Source organism: Pseudomonas sp. GW821-FHT10B02 (assembly GCF_059415665.1).
The window spans coordinates 493,585-509,694 of the sequence record NZ_JBWKNR010000001.1 but is presented as its reverse complement, the minus strand read 5'-3'; the positions used below and the strand labels follow the sequence as shown (position 1 = coordinate 509,694).

Genomic DNA, 16,110 nt, shown 5'->3' with positions numbered 1-16,110 from the left:
TAAAAACCCCCGCAGTTTACAGGGAGAGTGCAGCGCTAGCGAGCTATCCGACACGCTTGCCCGATCAGACGGCAGTTTGGCCCGAGAGTTCACCGCTCCCGGGCCGTCATGCACAGCTTAGTCGAGGGCTTTCCAGATCTGCGTGGCGTACTCGCGAATGGTCCGGTCCGAGGAAAACCAGCCCATGCGCGCGGTGTTGAGCACTGCGATGCGCCACCACTGCTTGGGATCGTGCCAGAGCGCTTCGACGCGCAGCTGAGCGTCCCAGTAGGCATCGAAGTCGGCGCAGACCAGGAAGCGGTCGTGGGCCACCAGCGAGTCCACCAGCCCTACGTAACGGGCCGGATCATCCGGGGAGAACACGCCGCTGCGAATGGCCTGGAGCACGTCGTTGAGCCGGTACGAGGCGCTGATCGCGGTATGGGCACCAAAGTCGCCACTGCGTTTACGCGCCTCCACCTGCTGCGCGGTCAGGCCGAAGATGAACATGTTCTCGGCACCAACCTGCTCGCACATCTCAACGTTGGCACCGTCCAGGGTGCCGATGGTCAGGGCGCCATTGAGCCCGAACTTCATGTTGCTGGTGCCGGAGGCTTCGTAACCGGCGGTGGAGATCTGCTCGGAAAGATCGGCCGCCGGGATGATGCTTTCCGCCAGGCTGACGTTGTAGTTGGGCAGGAACACCACCTTGAGCAGGCCGCGCACGGTCGGGTCGTTGTTCACCACCCGGGCGATGTCGTTGCTCAGTTTGATGATCAACTTGGCCTGGTGGTAGCTGGCCGCCGCCTTGCCGGCGAAAATCTTCACCCGCGGTGCCCAGTTGGTACCGGGCTCGGCGCGTATCGCCTGGTACAAGGCCACGGTGTGCAGCAGGTTGAGCAACTGGCGCTTGTATTCGTGGATGCGTTTGACCTGCACATCGAACATCGCTTGCGGGTTGACGGTAATACCCAGGCGCTCCTGGATCAGGCTGGCCAGGGCTTTCTTGCTGTGCAGCCGTTGCTCGGCGAACTGTTTGCGGAACGCTGCCTTGTCGGCAAACGGGTCGAGATCGCGCAGACGGCCTTGCGGGTTGTCGAGCACGTCTTTACCCAGCGCCTCGACCAGCATGCCGGTCAGCTGCGGATTGGCCTGATACAGCCAGCGGCGGAAGGTGATGCCGTTGGTCTTGTTGTTGATCCGCTCCGGGTAGAGCTTGTGCAGTTCAGCGAATACCGTGCTGCGCATCAGCTTGCTGTGCAACGCCGACACGCCATTGACGCTGTGCGAGCCGAGAAACGCCAGGTTGCCCATGCGCACACGCCTGCCGTTGTCTTCCTCGATCAGCGACACCGCGCGCAGCACGTCAAAATCATGGATGCCCTTGGCCCGCAGGGCATCAATGTGAAACGCGTTGATCAGGTAGATGATCTGCATGTGCCGCGGCAGCATGCGCTCCATCAGGCTGACCGGCCAGGTTTCCAGAGCCTCGGGCAGCAGCGTGTGATTGGTGTATGCCAGGGTATCGACGGTCAGTTGCCAGGCCGTGTCCCACGGCACCTCGTGCTGATCGACCAGCAGACGCATCAACTCGGCCACGGCAATCGAGGGGTGGGTGTCGTTGAGCTGGATCGCCGCAGACTCATGCAGGTTGAGCAGACTGTCGTGCATGTTCAGGTGGCGACGCAGCAGATCCTGCAGCGAGGCGCAGACGAAGAAATACTCCTGGCGCAGACGCAGTTCCTGGCCGGCCTCGGTGCTGTCGGCCGGGTACAGCACCCGCGAGATACTTTCGGCGCGGGCCACCTCGGCCACCGCGCCCAGGTGGTCACCGGCGTTGAAGCGTTCCAGATGCAGTTCTTCCAGCGCCCGTGCCCGCCACAGGCGCAAGGTGTTGACGCTGGCGCCACGCCAGCCGACCACCGGCGTGTCATAGGCGACCGCCCGTACGGTCTCGGCCGGCGACCACACCTGGCGTTGCTGGCCATTGGCGTCATGCACGGTTTCGACGCTGCCACCAAAGCTGATCGGATAGATCACCTCGGCCCGCTCGAACTCCCAGGGGTTGCCGAAATCCAGCCAGTTCTCGGTCTGCTCCTGCTGCCAGCCATCGACCACCGCCTGGCGGAACAGGCCGTGCTCGTAGCGAATGCCGTAACCATGGGCGGCAATCCCCAGCGTCGACATGCTCTCCATGAAACAGGCAGCCAGCCGCCCGAGACCACCGTTGCCCAGGGCCGCATCGGGCTCCAGCAGGCGAATGCGCTCCAGATCGACATCCAGGCCACTGAGCGCCTCGCGGGCGATGTCCAGCAAGCCCAGATTGCTCAAGCTGTCGTACAGCAAGCGGCCGATGAGAAATTCCAGCGACAGGTAGTACACCCGCTTCTGGCTCTTGCGATAAATCTGCCGGGTGTGGTCCATCCAGTGATCGACCATATGATCACGGGCTGCCAGGGCAATGGCTTCGAACCAGTCATGGTCGAAGGCGTGTTCCGGGTCTTTGCCGACCGCGTAGGTCAATTTGTCCAGTACAGCGGTGCGAAAAGCGGCCACCTCTGCGTCACGAGCGAGTGGTTCCTGAGACATGCGACGTCCTCGACCAGGTTGACGAATGCGGATGGAGATTTCTCAGCCTAGACCGTTCGACACAGAGCGAAAGCGCAGGTTCGGGAGTTTCTGCGTAAAAACAGCGGCCATGGCTGGCGGAACCGGCAAATGGTTGTTCACATTTTGACCAACTCCGGTATGATCGCGCGCCCACCCGAACATCTAAAACCTGAACCTGATGAAACCGACCCTGATTGCCGCCGCCGAAGTCGACCGCCTGGAAACCTGGCAGAAGTACCAAAGCCATATGTGCGGAGGCTGCAACTCGACCTGCTGCACCTTGCCGACGGAAGTGAAAATCAAAGACCTGATCCGCATGGGCGTGGTGGATGAGTTCGAAGTGGGCGAGCCGCCGAAGAACATTGCCAAGCGCTTGCAGAAGGACGGGATCATCCAGCGCTTCAACCAGAAGTCGGGGATCTTCACCCTGGCGCAGATGAGCAACGACGATTGCCTCTATCTGGATCGTAAAAGCCGCATGTGCACCATTTATGACAAGCGCCCGGACACCTGCCGTAATCACCCGCGGATCGGACCGCGTCCAGGGTATTGCGCCTACATTCCCAAGCCAGCAGCGCGCCGCTAAAAGCATCGCCGGCAAGGCCGGCTCCCACACATGCCCTTGTGGGAGCTGGCCTTGCCGGCGATTGGCGTGCGCAGCGCGCCCCGAGCGCACAAACAAAAACGCCCCCGGCCTTGCGACCGGGGGCGTTTTCGTTTCAGCCGGGCTTAGTTAGCCTTGGCTTTCTTGGCAGCGCGGGTACGCTCGCCTTCGTCGAGGATCTTCTTACGCAGACGGATCGACTTAGGAGTCACTTCGCACAGCTCGTCGTCCTGGATGAATTCCAGAGCCTGTTCCAGGGTGAAGCGAACAGGTGGAACCAGAGCGATGGTTTCGTCTTTACCCGAAGCACGCATGTTGTCGAGCTTCTTGCCCTTGGTAGGGTTGACGCCCAGGTCGTTGTCACGGCTGTTCAGACCAACGATCTGACCGTTGTAGATCTCCTGACCGTGCTCAACGAACAGCTTGCCGCGAGCCTGCAGGGTTTCCAGCGAGTAGGTCAGTGCCTTGCCGGTCTCTACCGATACCAGTACGCCGTTCTGACGACCGGACATGTGGCCGGACTTCATTGGAGCATAGCGATCGAAGATCGAGGTCAGGATGCCTGCACCGTTGGTCAGGGTCAGGAACTGGTTACGGAAACCGATCAGACCACGGGCTGGAATGTTGTATTCCAGACGTACACGGCCCTTGCCATCCGGAACCATGTTGGTCAGGTCGCCTTTACGCAGACCCATTTCTTCCATGACCTTGCCCTGCGAATCTTCAGGGATGTCGATGGTCACGTTCTCGAACGGTTCGTGCTTGACGCCGTCGATTTCGCGGATGATCACTTCCGGACGACCAACGCCCATTTCGAAGCCTTCGCGACGCATGGTTTCGATCAGAACCGACAGGTGCAGCTCACCACGGCCGGAAACCTTGAACTTGTCAGCCGAGTCGCCTTCTTCAACGCGCAGTGCAACGTTGTACAGCAGCTCTTTGTCCAGACGTTCCTTGATGTTACGGGAAGTCACGAACTTGCCTTCTTTACCGCAGAACGGCGAATCGTTGACCTGGAAGGTCATCGAAACGGTTGGCTCGTCAACGGTCAGCGGCTTCATCGCTTCGACTGCGTCCGGGGAGCACAGGGTGTCGGAGATGAACAGCTCGTCGAAACCGCTGATGCAGACGATGTCGCCAGCCTGGGCTTCTTCGACGTCAACGCGGTGCAGACCGTGGTGACCCATCAGCTTGAGGATACGGCCGTTGCGCTTCTTGCCGTCGACGTCGATAGCGACAACCGGGGTGTTCGGCTTGACGCGACCACGGGCGATACGGCCAACGCCGATAACACCGAGGAAGCTGTTGTAGTCCAGTGCCGAAATCTGCATCTGGAACGGACCGTCACGGTCAACAGCTGGCGCTGGAACGTTGTCGATGATCGACTGGTACAGCGGGGTCATGTCTTCGGCCATTTCGGTGTGGTCCAGACCGGCAATGCCGTTCAGGGCCGAGGCGTAGACGACTTTGAAGTCCAGCTGTTCTTCGGTAGCACCGAGGTTGTCGAACAGGTCGAAGATCTGGTCCAGAACCCAGTCAGGACGCGCGCCCGGACGGTCAACCTTGTTGATAACGACGATTGGACGCAGGCCGGCTTCGAAAGCCTTCTTGGTCACGAAACGGGTTTGCGGCATAGGGCCGTCTTGGGCGTCGACCAGCAGCAGCACGGAGTCAACCATCGACATTACACGCTCAACCTCGCCACCGAAGTCGGCGTGGCCGGGGGTGTCGACGATGTTGATGTGGTAGCCGTTCCAGTTGATGGCGGTGTTTTTCGCCAGAATGGTAATACCGCGCTCTTTTTCCTGGTCGTTGGAGTCCATGACGCGCTCGTCGTTGAGCTCGTTACGCTCCAGAGTGCCGGACTGACGCAGGAGTTTGTCGACCAGGGTGGTTTTACCATGGTCAACGTGGGCGATGATGGCGATGTTACGCAGATTTTCGATCACGTGTGTATCTCGATCAGAGGATTCGGGTTGCCGCCCAGTCTAGGCGGCGAATATGAATGAATGGCGCTCAACGGGCCCGCAGGTCGGGGGGGCGATGGCGGATGCTCCCGCCATATAGCCCCGGCGTTTTATGTCGGACGATAAACGCGCACATTGGCATGTCCCTCACTGAGCAAATGATGGGCATGCAGGCGACTCATCACACCCTTGTCGCAATACAGCAGGTACTGGCGCGTAGCGTCCAGTTCCTTGAAGCGACTGTTCAGGGCGTAGAACGGCAAGGCCTTGACCTCGATGCCGTCCAGTTCCAGGGGCTGGTCTTCCTGGGCATCAGGGTGACGAATGTCGATCACCACTTGCCCGGCCAGCGCCTGGCTGACTTCTTCGATCTGAATATCCTGGCTGAGTTCATCGATCACATGGTCGATGGAGATCAGGCGAGCACGCTCCAGGGCACGCTCAAGCACGGCCATGTCGAACTGCTTCTCTTCATGGTCGACGCGGTGACGCTTGGCGCAGGTGGTCGGGTTCACCGAAATCACGCCGCAGTATTCAGGCATGTGCTTGGCGAACTCGGCAGTGCCGATCTGGTTGGCCTGGTCGATGATGTCCTGCTTGTGGCTGGCCAGCAGCGGGCGCAGCACCAGCTTCTCGGTGGCCGAGTCGATCACCGCCAGGTTCGGCAGGGTCTGGCTCGACACCTGGGAGATCGCTTCGCCGGTGACCAGCGCATCGATCTCGAGACGGTCGGCAATATTGGTCGCCGCGCGCAGCATCATGCGCTTGAGGGTCACGCCCATGTAGCTGTTGTCGACCTTGCCGAGAATCTCGCCGACCACTTCTTCGAACGGCACGCTGACGAACAGCACGCGCTGGCTGCTGCCGTATTTCTTCCACAGGAAGTGGGCGACTTCCATCACCCCCAGCTCGTGGGCGCGGCCGCCGAGGTTGAAGAAGCAGAAGTGGGTCATCAGACCGCGGCGCATCATCTGGTAGGCCGCCACGGTGGAGTCGAAACCGCCGGACATCAGCACCAGGGTCTGCTCCAGCGCGCCCAGCGGGTAGCCGCCGATGCCCTTGTGCTGGTTGTGGATCACGTACAGGCGCTTGTCACGCACCTCGATGCGCACCTCGACCTCGGGGTTGCGCAGGTCGATACCGGCGGCGCCGCACTGCTGACGCAGCTGGCTGCCGACATAACGGTCGACGTCCATCGAGCTGAAGTCGTGGTGACCGCCACGCTTGCAGCGTACGGCGAAGCGCTTGCCGGCCAGCAGGTGGCCGAAGTGGGCCTTGCACTTGGCGACGATATCGTCGAAGTCACCCAGCGGGTACTCGTCGACCTGCAGGAAGTGGGCAATGCCCGGCATGCAGGTCAGACGCTCGGTCATCTCGCGCAGGACTTTCTCGTCCTCGATGCGGGTGACCACCTCGAGGTTGTCCCAGACACCGTCAACCGCGAGCGCAGGATCGAGGTCCTTGAGCACGGTACGGATGTTGCGGCCCAGTTGACGGATGAAGCGTTTGCGAACCGGGCGGCTCTTGATGGTGATCTCTGGGAAGACTTTTACGATTAGTTTCATGAAATACAGCGCGCGAGGTGCCGACTAAAAAAGTGGGGCGCGGATTATAGCGGAAATTGCTCAAGGTTTAACCAATTAATCTACAGAAGGTTTTCCGCGCACCAAAATGAGGCATCACGCTTCATTTACGCCTCTTATGAGTGCAGAAAACCGCCCATATTTCAGGCTGACGCCCCTGAAATGCTTGGCAATCGGGCAAAAATTCCAAACCGGGGCACTGGCATGCAATTTGCTCCCTTGTGATGCAGGTTGCCTTGGCCGACTATTCGCGCCCGGCATCACCCAAATTCCAGGGCTGCACAGGCTAGCTCTACCCCACCCGGAGGACACTATGTCGAAGTCGGTTCAACTCATCAAAGATCATGACGTTAAATGGATTGATCTGCGCTTCACTGACACCAAGGGCGTACAGCACCACGTGACCATGCCGGCCCGTGATGCGCTGGAGGAAGACTTCTTCGAAGTCGGCAAGATGTTCGACGGTTCCTCCATCGCTGGCTGGAAAGGCATCGAAGCCTCGGACATGATCCTGATGCCGGTCGACGAAACCGCCGTGCTGGACCCGTTCACCGAAGAGCCGACCCTGATCCTGACCTGCGACATCGTCGACCCTTCGAGCATGCAGGGTTACGACCGTGACCCGCGCGCGATCGCCAAGCGTGCCGAAGAGTACCTCAAGAGCACCGGCATCGGTGACACCGTGTTCGCCGGTCCAGAGCCTGAGTTCTTCATCTTCGACGAAGTGAAGTTCAAGTCGGACATTTCCGGCTCGATGTTCAAGATCTTCTCCGAGCAAGGCTCGTGGATGTCCGACCAGGACGTTGAAGGCGGCAACAAAGGCCACCGTCCAGGCGTCAAAGGTGGTTACTTCCCGGTTCCGCCGTTCGACCACGACCACGAAATCCGTACTGCCATGTGCAACGCACTGGAAGAAATGGGTCAGACCGTCGAAGTTCACCACCACGAAGTGGCGACTGCCGGCCAGAACGAAATCGGCGTCAAGTTCAACACCCTGGTGAAGAAAGCTGACGAAGTCATGGCCCTGAAATACGTCGTGCACAACGTTGCCGACGCTTACGGCCGCACTGCCACCTTCATGCCGAAGCCACTGTACGGCGACAACGGCTCGGGCATGCACGTGCACATGTCGATCTGGAAAGAAGGCAAGAACACCTTCGCAGGCGAAGGCTATGCCGGCCTGTCCGACACTGCCCTGTACTTCATCGGCGGTATCATCAAGCACGGTAAGGCCCTGAACGGCTTCACCAACCCGTCGACCAACTCCTACAAGCGTCTGGTGCCAGGCTTCGAAGCGCCGGTAATGCTGGCCTACTCGGCTCGCAACCGTTCCGCTTCGATCCGTATCCCTTACGTTTCCAGCCCGAAAGCCCGCCGTATCGAAGCGCGCTTCCCGGACCCGTCGGCCAACCCGTACCTGGCCTTCGCCGCGCTGCTGATGGCCGGCCTCGACGGTATCCAGAACAAGATCCACCCAGGCGATGCCGCCGACAAGAACCTGTACGACCTGCCGCCTGAAGAGGCCAAGGACATCCCGCAGGTTTGCGGCAGCCTGAAGGAAGCCCTGGAAGAGCTGGACAAGGGCCGTGCGTTCCTGACCAAGGGCGGCGTGTTCTCCGACGACTTCATCGATGCCTTCATCGAGCTGAAGAGCGAAGAAGAGATCAAGGTCCGCACCTTCGTACACCCACTGGAATACGAGCTGTACTACAGCTGCTGATTCCGTGACGGTGTAACGCCATCAAAGAGAGGCCTCCTTCGGGAGGCCTTTTCTTTTTCTGACGCATGCATAGGTCACAGCCGACAGGTTTAACGCTCACAACGCGGCACACTGGTCTTTTTCTGTTCAGGACTCCTCATCATGCGCACAGCCCTGTTTACCCTGCTGTTCACGCCCCTGCTCCTCGCCCAAGGCTGCACATCGACACCGCCACCGGTCAGCGCGCTGCAGCCATTGCTCGACAGCGTCGAACAACGCCTGGATATCGCCGAAGCCGTTGCCCTGAACAAATGGGACTCGGGCCAGCCGGTACAAGCCAGCGAGCGCGAACTGCAGGTGATCGCCGACGCCCAGGCTCAAGCCGCGCGCCTGGGCGTCGACAGTCAGCGCGCAGCCGTGTTTTTTACCGATCAGATCGAAGCCAATAAGTTGCTCCAGTACAGCGCGCTGTCACGCTGGCATGCGGCGGGCAGCGCACCACAAACGCCACGCATCGATCTGGCCAAGCAGTTACGCCCACAGCTGGACCGTCTGCAACGCACCCTGCTCAGCCAGCTGGCGACCTTCGACCGCAGCCGCCCGGTGCCTTGCCAACCTGCACTGGCCCAGGCCATCGAGCAGCGCGAGACAAGCCCGCAACGAGCGCTGGCCCTGATCCGTGCCACCGCCCATTTATGCGCCGCGCAGTAAATCCTCCTCTATGCTCTATATTGGTGCACGCAATAGCTTGCACCTAAGCAAATCAGCCCATTTTGGTTCAAGAAAACCGCCAGATCAGGGCTTTGTAGCCATATTTAGCGCAAATACAGGTCTTTATCCGGCAAATACGCTTCTTTTCGGAGCCTTGGTTTGTTTTTTGCATTTTCTTCTCACCAGCAGACAACCAGCGCCCGCGACCCTGGCCCAGCCGGGGTCGTCATGAGCCAAAAGAGGTCACCGACGCCCCATGACCATCAGCGATGCCCTGCACCGACTGCTACTGGACAACCTGACCACTGCCACCATTCTGCTCAATGCCGAATTGCGCCTTGAGTACATGAACCCGGCAGCGGAAATGCTCCTGGCCATCAGTGGCCAGCGCAGCCATGGGCAATTCATCAGCGAGTTGTTCACCGAATCCCCTGAAGCGCTCAACTCCCTGCGCCAGGCGGTGGAACACGCGCACCCGTTCACCAAGCGCGAAGCACAGCTGACTTCGCTGACCGGGCAGACCCAGACCGTCGACTATGCGGTAACGCCGATCCTCAGCAGTGGCCGCACCTTGCTGCTGCTTGAGGTGCACCCCCGCGACCGGCTGCTGCGCATCACCAAGGAAGAGGCCCAACTGTCCAAGCAGGAAACCACCAAGTTGCTGGTGCGCGGCCTGGCCCACGAGATCAAGAACCCGCTGGGCGGGATTCGCGGCGCCGCACAGCTGCTCTCGCGGGAACTGCCCGAAGAAAGCCTCAAGGATTACACCAATGTGATCATTGAAGAGGCGGACCGCCTGCGCAACCTGGTCGATCGCATGCTCGGTTCGAACAAGCTGCCGTCGCTGGCCATGACCAACATCCACGAAGTACTCGAACGGGTCTGCAGCCTGGTCGAAGCCGAAAGCCAGGGCGGCATCACCCTGGTGCGTGACTACGACCCGAGCCTGCCGGACGTGCTGATCGACCGCGAGCAGATGATCCAGGCCGTACTCAATATCGTGCGCAACGCCATGCAGGCCATCAGCGGCCAGAACGAACTGCGCCTGGGCCGCATCAGCCTGCGCACCCGTGCCATGCGTCAGTTCACCATCGGCCATACCCGCCATCGCCTGGTGGCCAAGGTCGAGATCATCGACAACGGTCCGGGTATCCCTGGCGAGCTGCAGGAAACCATCTTCTACCCCATGGTCAGCGGCCGTCCGGACGGTACCGGGCTGGGCCTGGCCATTACCCAGAACATCATCAGCCAGCACCAGGGCCTGATCGAATGTGACAGCCATCCAGGCCACACCACCTTCTCGATCTTTCTGCCGCTGGAACAAGGAGCCACCGCCTCATGAGCCGAAGTGAAACCGTCTGGATCGTCGACGATGATCGCTCCATCCGCTGGGTCCTGGAAAAAGCCCTGCAACAGGAAGGCATGACCACCCAGAGTTTCGACAGTGCCGACGGCGTCATGAGCCGCCTGGCCCGGCAGCAGCCGGACGTGATCATCTCCGATATCCGCATGCCCGGGGCCAGCGGTCTGGACCTGCTGGCGCAGATTCGCGAACAGCACCCGCGCCTGCCGGTGATCATCATGACCGCCCACTCGGATCTGGACAGCGCGGTGGCGTCCTATCAGGGCGGCGCATTCGAATACCTGCCCAAACCGTTCGACGTCGATGAGGCGGTATCGCTGGTCAAGCGCGCCAACCAGCACGCCCAGGAGCAACAGGGCCTGGATATCGCCCCGAGCCTGACCCGCACCCCGGAAATCATCGGCGAGGCGCCGGCGATGCAGGAGGTGTTCCGCGCTATCGGTCGCCTCAGCCACTCCAACATCACCGTGCTGATCAACGGCGAGTCGGGTACCGGTAAAGAACTGGTGGCCCATGCCCTGCACCGCCACAGTCCACGGGCAGCCTCACCGTTCATCGCCCTGAACATGGCGGCGATTCCCAAGGACCTGATGGAGTCGGAGCTGTTCGGCCATGAAAAAGGCGCGTTTACCGGCGCCGCCAATCTGCGTCGCGGGCGCTTCGAACAGGCCGATGGTGGCACCCTGTTCCTCGACGAAATCGGCGACATGCCGGCCGATACCCAGACCCGTCTGCTGCGGGTACTGGCCGACGGCGAGTTCTACCGGGTCGGTGGCCATGTGCCGGTGAAGGTCGACGTACGCATCATCGCCGCGACCCACCAGAATCTGGAAACCCTGGTGCAGGCCGGCAAGTTCCGTGAAGACCTGTTCCATCGCCTCAACGTGATCCGCATCCATATCCCGCGCCTGGCCGACCGTCGCGAGGACATCCCGACCCTGGCCCGGCACTTCCTCGGCCGCGCCGCTCAGGAGCTGGCGGTTGAGCCCAAGCTGCTCAAACCCGAGACCGAAGAGTTCATGCGCAACCTGCCGTGGCCGGGCAACGTGCGCCAGCTGGAGAACACCTGCCGCTGGATCACGGTGATGGCTTCGGGCCGCGAAGTGCATATCGGTGACTTGCCGCCAGAACTGCTCAACCTGCCGCAGGACAGCACGCCAGTGACCAACTGGGAGCAGGCGCTGCGTCAATGGGCCGACCAGGCCCTGGCCCGCGGCCAAACCAGCCTGCTCGACAGCGCCGTGCCAAGCTTCGAACGGATCATGATTGAGATCGCCCTCAAACACACCGCTGGCCGCCGTCGCGATGCCGCGGTATTGCTCGGCTGGGGGCGCAATACCCTGACGCGCAAGATCAAGGAGTTGGGGATGAAGGTCGCCGGTGGCGAAGAAGACGGCGACGACGAGGCCTGACCTCCAGGGCCTCTTCGCCGGCAAAGCCGGCTCCCACAATGGCTATACATGTACCTTGTGGGAGCTGGCCTTGCCAGCGAGGGGCCGCACCGCCATGCACCGAAATCTGCCTCGACGCACCGCAGCAAGGCACAAATCCCCGGTAAAACCCCGTCCCAGCCCGTTAAACCCACTAATCTGCGGGCTGCAATAAAACTGGCACACACCCTGCATTAGTATCAGTACTTCCAGTTTTGGGGGCCTTGGTACAGGCAGGCCGGGGATTCCCCTCTTTTATTCGTGCAGTCTCACCTGCACACGCCAGCGCCCATCATCCTCTGCTCCGGCCCAGTTGCCGTGCAGAGGACGGGCCGCGACCAGGGTCACCAGCAACCCGCCATCACTCTTCTGCACCCGCCAACTGACCGGTTTGCCCTGCTGGCGCAACTGGCCCCGGGCCACCTTGCCTTCGGCCTCGAACAGCAAGGCCAGGGTGCCATCGACTTCTTCGCCGTGCAGCTTGGGCTCTTCGTTGAACCACAGGTCCAGGCCACCCTCGACCACCTGAACCTGCTCCAGCACCCGCGGCTCGGGGGCGGTCAACCGGCCGATCATCAAGCCCACCAACATGCCGAAAATCGCCAGGGAAAACAGCACGCGCGGCCATTGCTGCGAACGCGGGTCCGGTTCAGGAGTAGAATGCTCGCCATCTTTATGCTCGGAGCCGTGCATGTTTCACGTCATCCTCTTTCAACCAGAGATTCCGCCGAATACTGGCAATATTATAAGGCTGTGCGCCAACAGCGGCTGTCACTTGCACCTGATCGAGCCGATCGGCTTCGAACTGGACGACAAGCGCCTGCGCCGCGCCGGGCTGGACTACCACGAGTATGCCACCCTCAAGCGCCACGCCGACCTGCCCAGCTGCCTGGAAAGCCTTGGCCAGCCGCGCCTGTTCGCCTTCACCACCAAGGCCTCGCACCCCTACCACGAGACGGCATTCCAGCCTGGCGACGCCTTCCTGTTCGGTCCGGAAAGCCGTGGCTTGCCTGCCGAGGTGCTGGACAGCCTGCCCGCCGAGCAGCGCCTGCGCCTGCCGATGCGGCCGGGATGCCGAAGCCTGAACCTGTCCAATACCGTGGCAGTGACGGTGTATGAGGCCTGGCGCCAGCAAGGTTTTGCCTGAGCCATGAAAAAAGCGCCCATCAGGGCGCTTTTTCGCTACATCGCAACAGGTTTATTGCAGCGAAGGGGCTTCGCCAGCTTCCTGCATGCGTTGCATTTCCTGGGCGTACAGGGCGTCAAAGTTGACCGGCGACAGCATCAGCGCCGGGAACGAGCCACGGGTCACCAGGCTGTCCAGTGCTTCACGCGCGTACGGGAACAGGATGTTCGGGCAGAACGCGCCCAGGGTGTGGCTCATCGAAGCCGCATCGAGGTTCTTGATCAGGAAGATACCGGCCTGCTGGACTTCGGCAATGAAAGCCACTTCGTCAGCATTCTTGACGGTTACCGACAAGGTCAGTACGACTTCGTGGAAATCGCCTTCCAGACCTTTCTGCTTGGTGTTCAGGTCCAGGGCAACACTCGGCTCCCACTGCTGACGGAAGATCGCCGGGCTTTTCGGCGCTTCGAACGACAGGTCACGCACATAGATGCGCTGCAGGGAGAATTGCGGGGTGCTTTCGTCGGCTGCTGCTGCGTCGTTGTTCTGTTGATCAGTCATGACAGATCCTTCTTTCCAGGGTCTTTAATAGGGGTTCTGGTTCAGGCCTTGAGCAAGCCGTCGAGTTTACCGGCGCGCTCAAGGGCATACAGGTCGTCGCAACCGCCGACGTGGGTGTTGCCGATCCAGATCTGCGGCACCGAGGTACGGCCGGCCTTCTGGCTCATTTCGGCGCGCACCTGCGGCTTGCCATCGACCTTGATCTCTTCGAAGGCCACACCTTTGCTCTGCAGCAGGCGTTTGGCCTGCGAGCAATAAGGGCAGTAATCGCTGGAATAGACGATGACGTCGCTCATTTCACTTCACCAATGGCAGGTTGTCGGCTTTCCAGCTCGACACACCGCCAGACAGCTTGGCAGCGGTGAAGCCGGCTTTGAGCAGTTCGCGGGCGGTGGTGCCAGCGTGCTGGCCCATGGCATCGACGACGATCAGGGTCTTGTTGGCCTTGTGCTTTTCCAGCTCGCCGATACGCGCGGCGAACTTGTCCTGCGGAATGTTCAGGGCACCGACGATATGGCCAGCGGCGTAATCCTTGGTCGAACGAATGTCGATCACCAGGCCTTTATCGCTGTTGACCAGTGCGGTCAGCTCGCCAGTGCTCAGGCTGCGTCCGCCTTTGCGCGCTTCGGTGATGATCAGCAGCACCAGCAGAACGACGAAGATACCAACCAGCAGATAGTGATTTGTTGCGAATTCAATCAGGTGAGCAACCATCGGAGGGTGTTCCAGGCCATTAAAAATGTTGGCCAGTATACACAGCCCCCAAGGTCGGCCAAAGCCCGCCCGACCGGCTTGTCGGCAGTAATTCTCATCTAACCCCTGCAGTCCGTCGGCCAGCCGTCATTGGCGAACAAGGTTAATTCGTCATTCATGACCAATTTGCCCTAAAATGCGTGTCTTTATCATCTGAACAACCGTGAGTGGGATTGATGACGAGCACGCCAAAACCTTTGGTCCTGATCATCCTGGATGGTTTCGGTCACAGCGAAAGCCACGAATACAACGCCATCTACTCGGCCAGCACGCCGGTTTACGATCGCCTGCGCGCCACCCAGCCGCACGGCTTGATCTCCGGGTCCGGCATGGACGTCGGTTTGCCTGACGGACAGATGGGCAACTCCGAGGTCGGTCACATGAACCTCGGTGCCGGTCGCGTGGTGTACCAGGACTTTACCCGGGTCACCAAGGCCATCAAGGACGGCGAGTTCTTCGACAACGCCGTACTCTGCGGCGCGGTCGACAAGGCCGTGGCTACCGGCAAGGCCGTGCACATCCTCGGCCTGCTGTCCGATGGCGGCGTGCACAGTCACCAGGATCACCTGATCGCCATGGCCGAACTGGCTGCTCAGCGCGGTGCCGAGAAAATCTACCTGCACGCCTTTCTCGACGGTCGCGACACGCCGCCGAAAAGCGCGCAATCGTCCATCGAACTGCTCGACGCCACCTTCGCCAAACTCGGCAAGGGCCGCATCGCCAGCCTGATCGGCCGCTACTTCGCCATGGACCGCGACAACCGCTGGGACCGCGTATCGGCTGCCTACAACCTGATCGTCGACAGCGCCGCCGAATACACCGCCGACAGCGCCCTGGCCGGCCTGGAAGCGGCCTATGCCCGTGGCGAAAGCGATGAGTTCGTCAAAGCCACGCGCGTTGGCGAAGCGGTCACGGTCGAAGACGGCGATGCGGTGATCTTCATGAACTTCCGTGCCGACCGCGCCCGCGAACTGTCGCGGGTGTTCGTCGAAGCCGACTTCAACGAGTTCCCACGCGCGCGCCTGCCAAAGCTGGCCGCCTATATCGGCCTGACCCAATACTCGGCCAAGATCCCGGCGCCTGCCGCGTTCGCACCGGGCAGCCTGGACAACGTGCTCGGCGAATACCTGGCGAAAAACGGCAAGACCCAGCTGCGCATCGCCGAAACCGAGAAGTACGCCCACGTCACCTTCTTCTTCTCCGGCGGCCGTGAAGAGCCGTTCGAAGGCGAAGAGCGCATCCTGATCCCGTCGCCGAAGGTTGCTACTTATGACCTGCAGCCGGAGATGAGCGCCCCGGAAGTCACCGACCGCATCGTCGAAGCCATCGAGCAGCAGCGCTACGACGTGATCGTGGTCAACTACGCCAACGGCGACATGGTCGGCCACAGCGGCGTGTTCGAAGCCGCGGTCAAGGCTGTCGAAGCCCTGGACCTGTGTGTCGGCCGTATCGTCGAGGCGCTGGACAAGGTCGGTGGAGAAGCCCTGATCACCGCCGACCACGGCAACGTCGAGCAGATGGAAGACGCCTGCACAGGTCAAGCGCACACCGCGCATACCACTGAGCCGGTGCCGTTCATCTATGTTGGCAAGCGCAACCTGCAGGTCCGCGAAGGTGGCGTGCTGGCTGACGTGGCGCCGACCATGCTCAAGCTGCTGGGCCTGGAAAAGCCTGCAGAAATGACCGGTACGTCGATTCTGATCGACGCCTGAAGCCGCTAAACC

At 60.9% G+C, this 16,110-nt stretch carries 14 protein-coding genes; 7 read left to right on the top strand and 7 right to left on the bottom strand.

Features of this window, described 5'->3' with window-relative positions:
* Window positions 1-117 precede the first annotated feature (117 nt).
* Entirely contained in the window at window positions 118-2,568 is a 2,451-nt protein-coding gene (locus AC07OF_RS02360) for a glycogen/starch/alpha-glucan phosphorylase (protein ID WP_157194520.1), read from the bottom strand.
* A gap of 199 nt (window positions 2,569-2,767) precedes the next feature.
* Here AC07OF_RS02360 and AC07OF_RS02355 point away from each other — a divergent pair, with 199 nt between their 5' ends.
* Entirely contained in the window at window positions 2,768-3,175 is a 408-nt protein-coding gene (locus tag AC07OF_RS02355; RefSeq protein WP_038615479.1) for a YkgJ family cysteine cluster protein, read from the top strand.
* 143 nt (window positions 3,176-3,318) lie between these two features.
* On the opposite strand, the gene typA is transcribed toward AC07OF_RS02355, so the two are convergent.
* Both typA and thiI read right to left on the bottom strand, forming a co-directional pair.
* Window positions 3,319-5,142 (bottom strand): translational GTPase TypA, encoded by a 1,824-nt coding sequence (typA, locus tag AC07OF_RS02350; RefSeq protein WP_038615481.1) that lies wholly within the window; start codon window positions 5,140-5,142, stop codon window positions 3,319-3,321.
* Window positions 5,143-5,270: 128 nt separating this feature from the next.
* Entirely contained in the window at window positions 5,271-6,725 is a 1,455-nt protein-coding gene (thiI, locus tag AC07OF_RS02345; protein WP_157194521.1) for a tRNA uracil 4-sulfurtransferase ThiI, read from the bottom strand.
* Window positions 6,726-7,056: 331 nt separating this feature from the next.
* Here thiI and glnA point away from each other — a divergent pair, with 331 nt between their 5' ends.
* The 4 genes from glnA (at window position 7,057) to ntrC (ending at window position 11,928) form a co-directional block, all read left to right on the top strand.
* Window positions 7,057-8,463, top strand: a complete 1,407-nt coding sequence (glnA, locus tag AC07OF_RS02340; protein WP_038615485.1) for a type I glutamate--ammonia ligase — start codon at window positions 7,057-7,059, stop codon at window positions 8,461-8,463.
* A gap of 141 nt (window positions 8,464-8,604) precedes the next feature.
* Window positions 8,605-9,153, top strand: coding sequence for a chorismate mutase (locus AC07OF_RS02335; protein ID WP_157194522.1), 549 nt, complete (start codon window positions 8,605-8,607; stop codon window positions 9,151-9,153).
* Between the two features lie 256 nt (window positions 9,154-9,409).
* Entirely contained in the window at window positions 9,410-10,495 is a 1,086-nt protein-coding gene (gene glnL / locus AC07OF_RS02330) for a nitrogen regulation protein NR(II) (protein ID WP_038615487.1), read from the top strand.
* Window positions 10,492-11,928, top strand: coding sequence for a nitrogen regulation protein NR(I) (gene ntrC, locus AC07OF_RS02325; protein ID WP_038615489.1), 1,437 nt, complete (start codon window positions 10,492-10,494; stop codon window positions 11,926-11,928). The genes glnL and ntrC overlap by 4 nt, the downstream gene beginning before the upstream one ends.
* Window positions 11,929-12,201: 273 nt before the next feature.
* Here ntrC and AC07OF_RS02320 read toward each other — a convergent pair whose 3' ends face one another.
* On the bottom strand, window positions 12,202-12,639 hold the full coding sequence (locus AC07OF_RS02320) for a hypothetical protein (protein ID WP_157194523.1): 438 nt from the start codon (window positions 12,637-12,639) through the stop codon (window positions 12,202-12,204).
* On the opposite strand from AC07OF_RS02320, the gene AC07OF_RS02315 reads away from it, so the two are divergent.
* The gene (locus tag AC07OF_RS02315) at window positions 12,638-13,093 is read left to right on the top strand and encodes a tRNA (cytidine(34)-2'-O)-methyltransferase (RefSeq protein WP_010222290.1); all 456 of its coding nucleotides are present in this window, start codon (window positions 12,638-12,640) and stop codon (window positions 13,091-13,093) included. The two genes, AC07OF_RS02320 and AC07OF_RS02315, sit on opposite strands and share 2 nt — an antisense overlap.
* A 51-nt stretch (window positions 13,094-13,144) precedes the next feature.
* On the opposite strand, the gene secB is transcribed toward AC07OF_RS02315, so the two are convergent.
* Genes secB through AC07OF_RS02300 form a run of 3 tightly spaced genes read right to left on the bottom strand, consistent with a single transcriptional unit; the run spans window position 13,145 to window position 14,347 of the window.
* Window positions 13,145-13,633, bottom strand: coding sequence for a protein-export chaperone SecB (secB, locus tag AC07OF_RS02310; RefSeq protein WP_038615493.1), 489 nt, complete (start codon window positions 13,631-13,633; stop codon window positions 13,145-13,147).
* Window positions 13,634-13,674: 41 nt separating this feature from the next.
* Window positions 13,675-13,929, bottom strand: coding sequence for a glutaredoxin 3 (gene grxC, locus AC07OF_RS02305; protein ID WP_342623547.1), 255 nt, complete (start codon window positions 13,927-13,929; stop codon window positions 13,675-13,677).
* 1 nt (window position 13,930) lies between these two features.
* A complete protein-coding gene (locus AC07OF_RS02300) occupies window positions 13,931-14,347 on the bottom strand; it encodes a rhodanese-like domain-containing protein (RefSeq protein WP_038615496.1) in 417 nt (138 codons plus the stop codon).
* 215 nt (window positions 14,348-14,562) lie between these two features.
* On the opposite strand from AC07OF_RS02300, the gene gpmI reads away from it, so the two are divergent.
* Window positions 14,563-16,098, top strand: coding sequence for a 2,3-bisphosphoglycerate-independent phosphoglycerate mutase (gpmI, locus tag AC07OF_RS02295; RefSeq protein WP_476446140.1), 1,536 nt, complete (start codon window positions 14,563-14,565; stop codon window positions 16,096-16,098).
* Window positions 16,099-16,110: the final 12 nt, after the last annotated feature.

Excerpts from the sequence above, each read along its gene's own strand:
- secB (WP_038615493.1), bottom strand. The coding sequence starts at position 13,633 with ATGACTGATCAACAGAACAACGACGCAGCAGCAGCCGACGAAAGCACC.
- AC07OF_RS02300 (WP_038615496.1), bottom strand. The coding sequence starts at position 14,347 with ATGGTTGCTCACCTGATTGAATTCGCAACAAATCACTATCTGCTGGTT.
- thiI (WP_157194521.1), bottom strand. The coding sequence starts at position 6,725 with ATGAAACTAATCGTAAAAGTCTTCCCAGAGATCACCATCAAGAGCCGC.
- AC07OF_RS02335 (WP_157194522.1), top strand. The coding sequence starts at position 8,605 with ATGCGCACAGCCCTGTTTACCCTGCTGTTCACGCCCCTGCTCCTCGCC.
- AC07OF_RS02315 (WP_010222290.1), top strand. The coding sequence starts at position 12,638 with ATGTTTCACGTCATCCTCTTTCAACCAGAGATTCCGCCGAATACTGGC.
- AC07OF_RS02355 (WP_038615479.1), top strand. The coding sequence starts at position 2,768 with ATGAAACCGACCCTGATTGCCGCCGCCGAAGTCGACCGCCTGGAAACC.
- ntrC (WP_038615489.1), top strand. The coding sequence starts at position 10,492 with ATGAGCCGAAGTGAAACCGTCTGGATCGTCGACGATGATCGCTCCATC.
- AC07OF_RS02320 (WP_157194523.1), bottom strand. The coding sequence starts at position 12,639 with ATGCACGGCTCCGAGCATAAAGATGGCGAGCATTCTACTCCTGAACCG.
- grxC (WP_342623547.1), bottom strand. The coding sequence starts at position 13,929 with ATGAGCGACGTCATCGTCTATTCCAGCGATTACTGCCCTTATTGCTCG.
- glnL (WP_038615487.1), top strand. The coding sequence starts at position 9,410 with ATGACCATCAGCGATGCCCTGCACCGACTGCTACTGGACAACCTGACC.
- glnA (WP_038615485.1), top strand. The coding sequence starts at position 7,057 with ATGTCGAAGTCGGTTCAACTCATCAAAGATCATGACGTTAAATGGATT.
- AC07OF_RS02360 (WP_157194520.1), bottom strand. The coding sequence starts at position 2,568 with ATGTCTCAGGAACCACTCGCTCGTGACGCAGAGGTGGCCGCTTTTCGC.
- gpmI (WP_476446140.1), top strand. The coding sequence starts at position 14,563 with ATGACGAGCACGCCAAAACCTTTGGTCCTGATCATCCTGGATGGTTTC.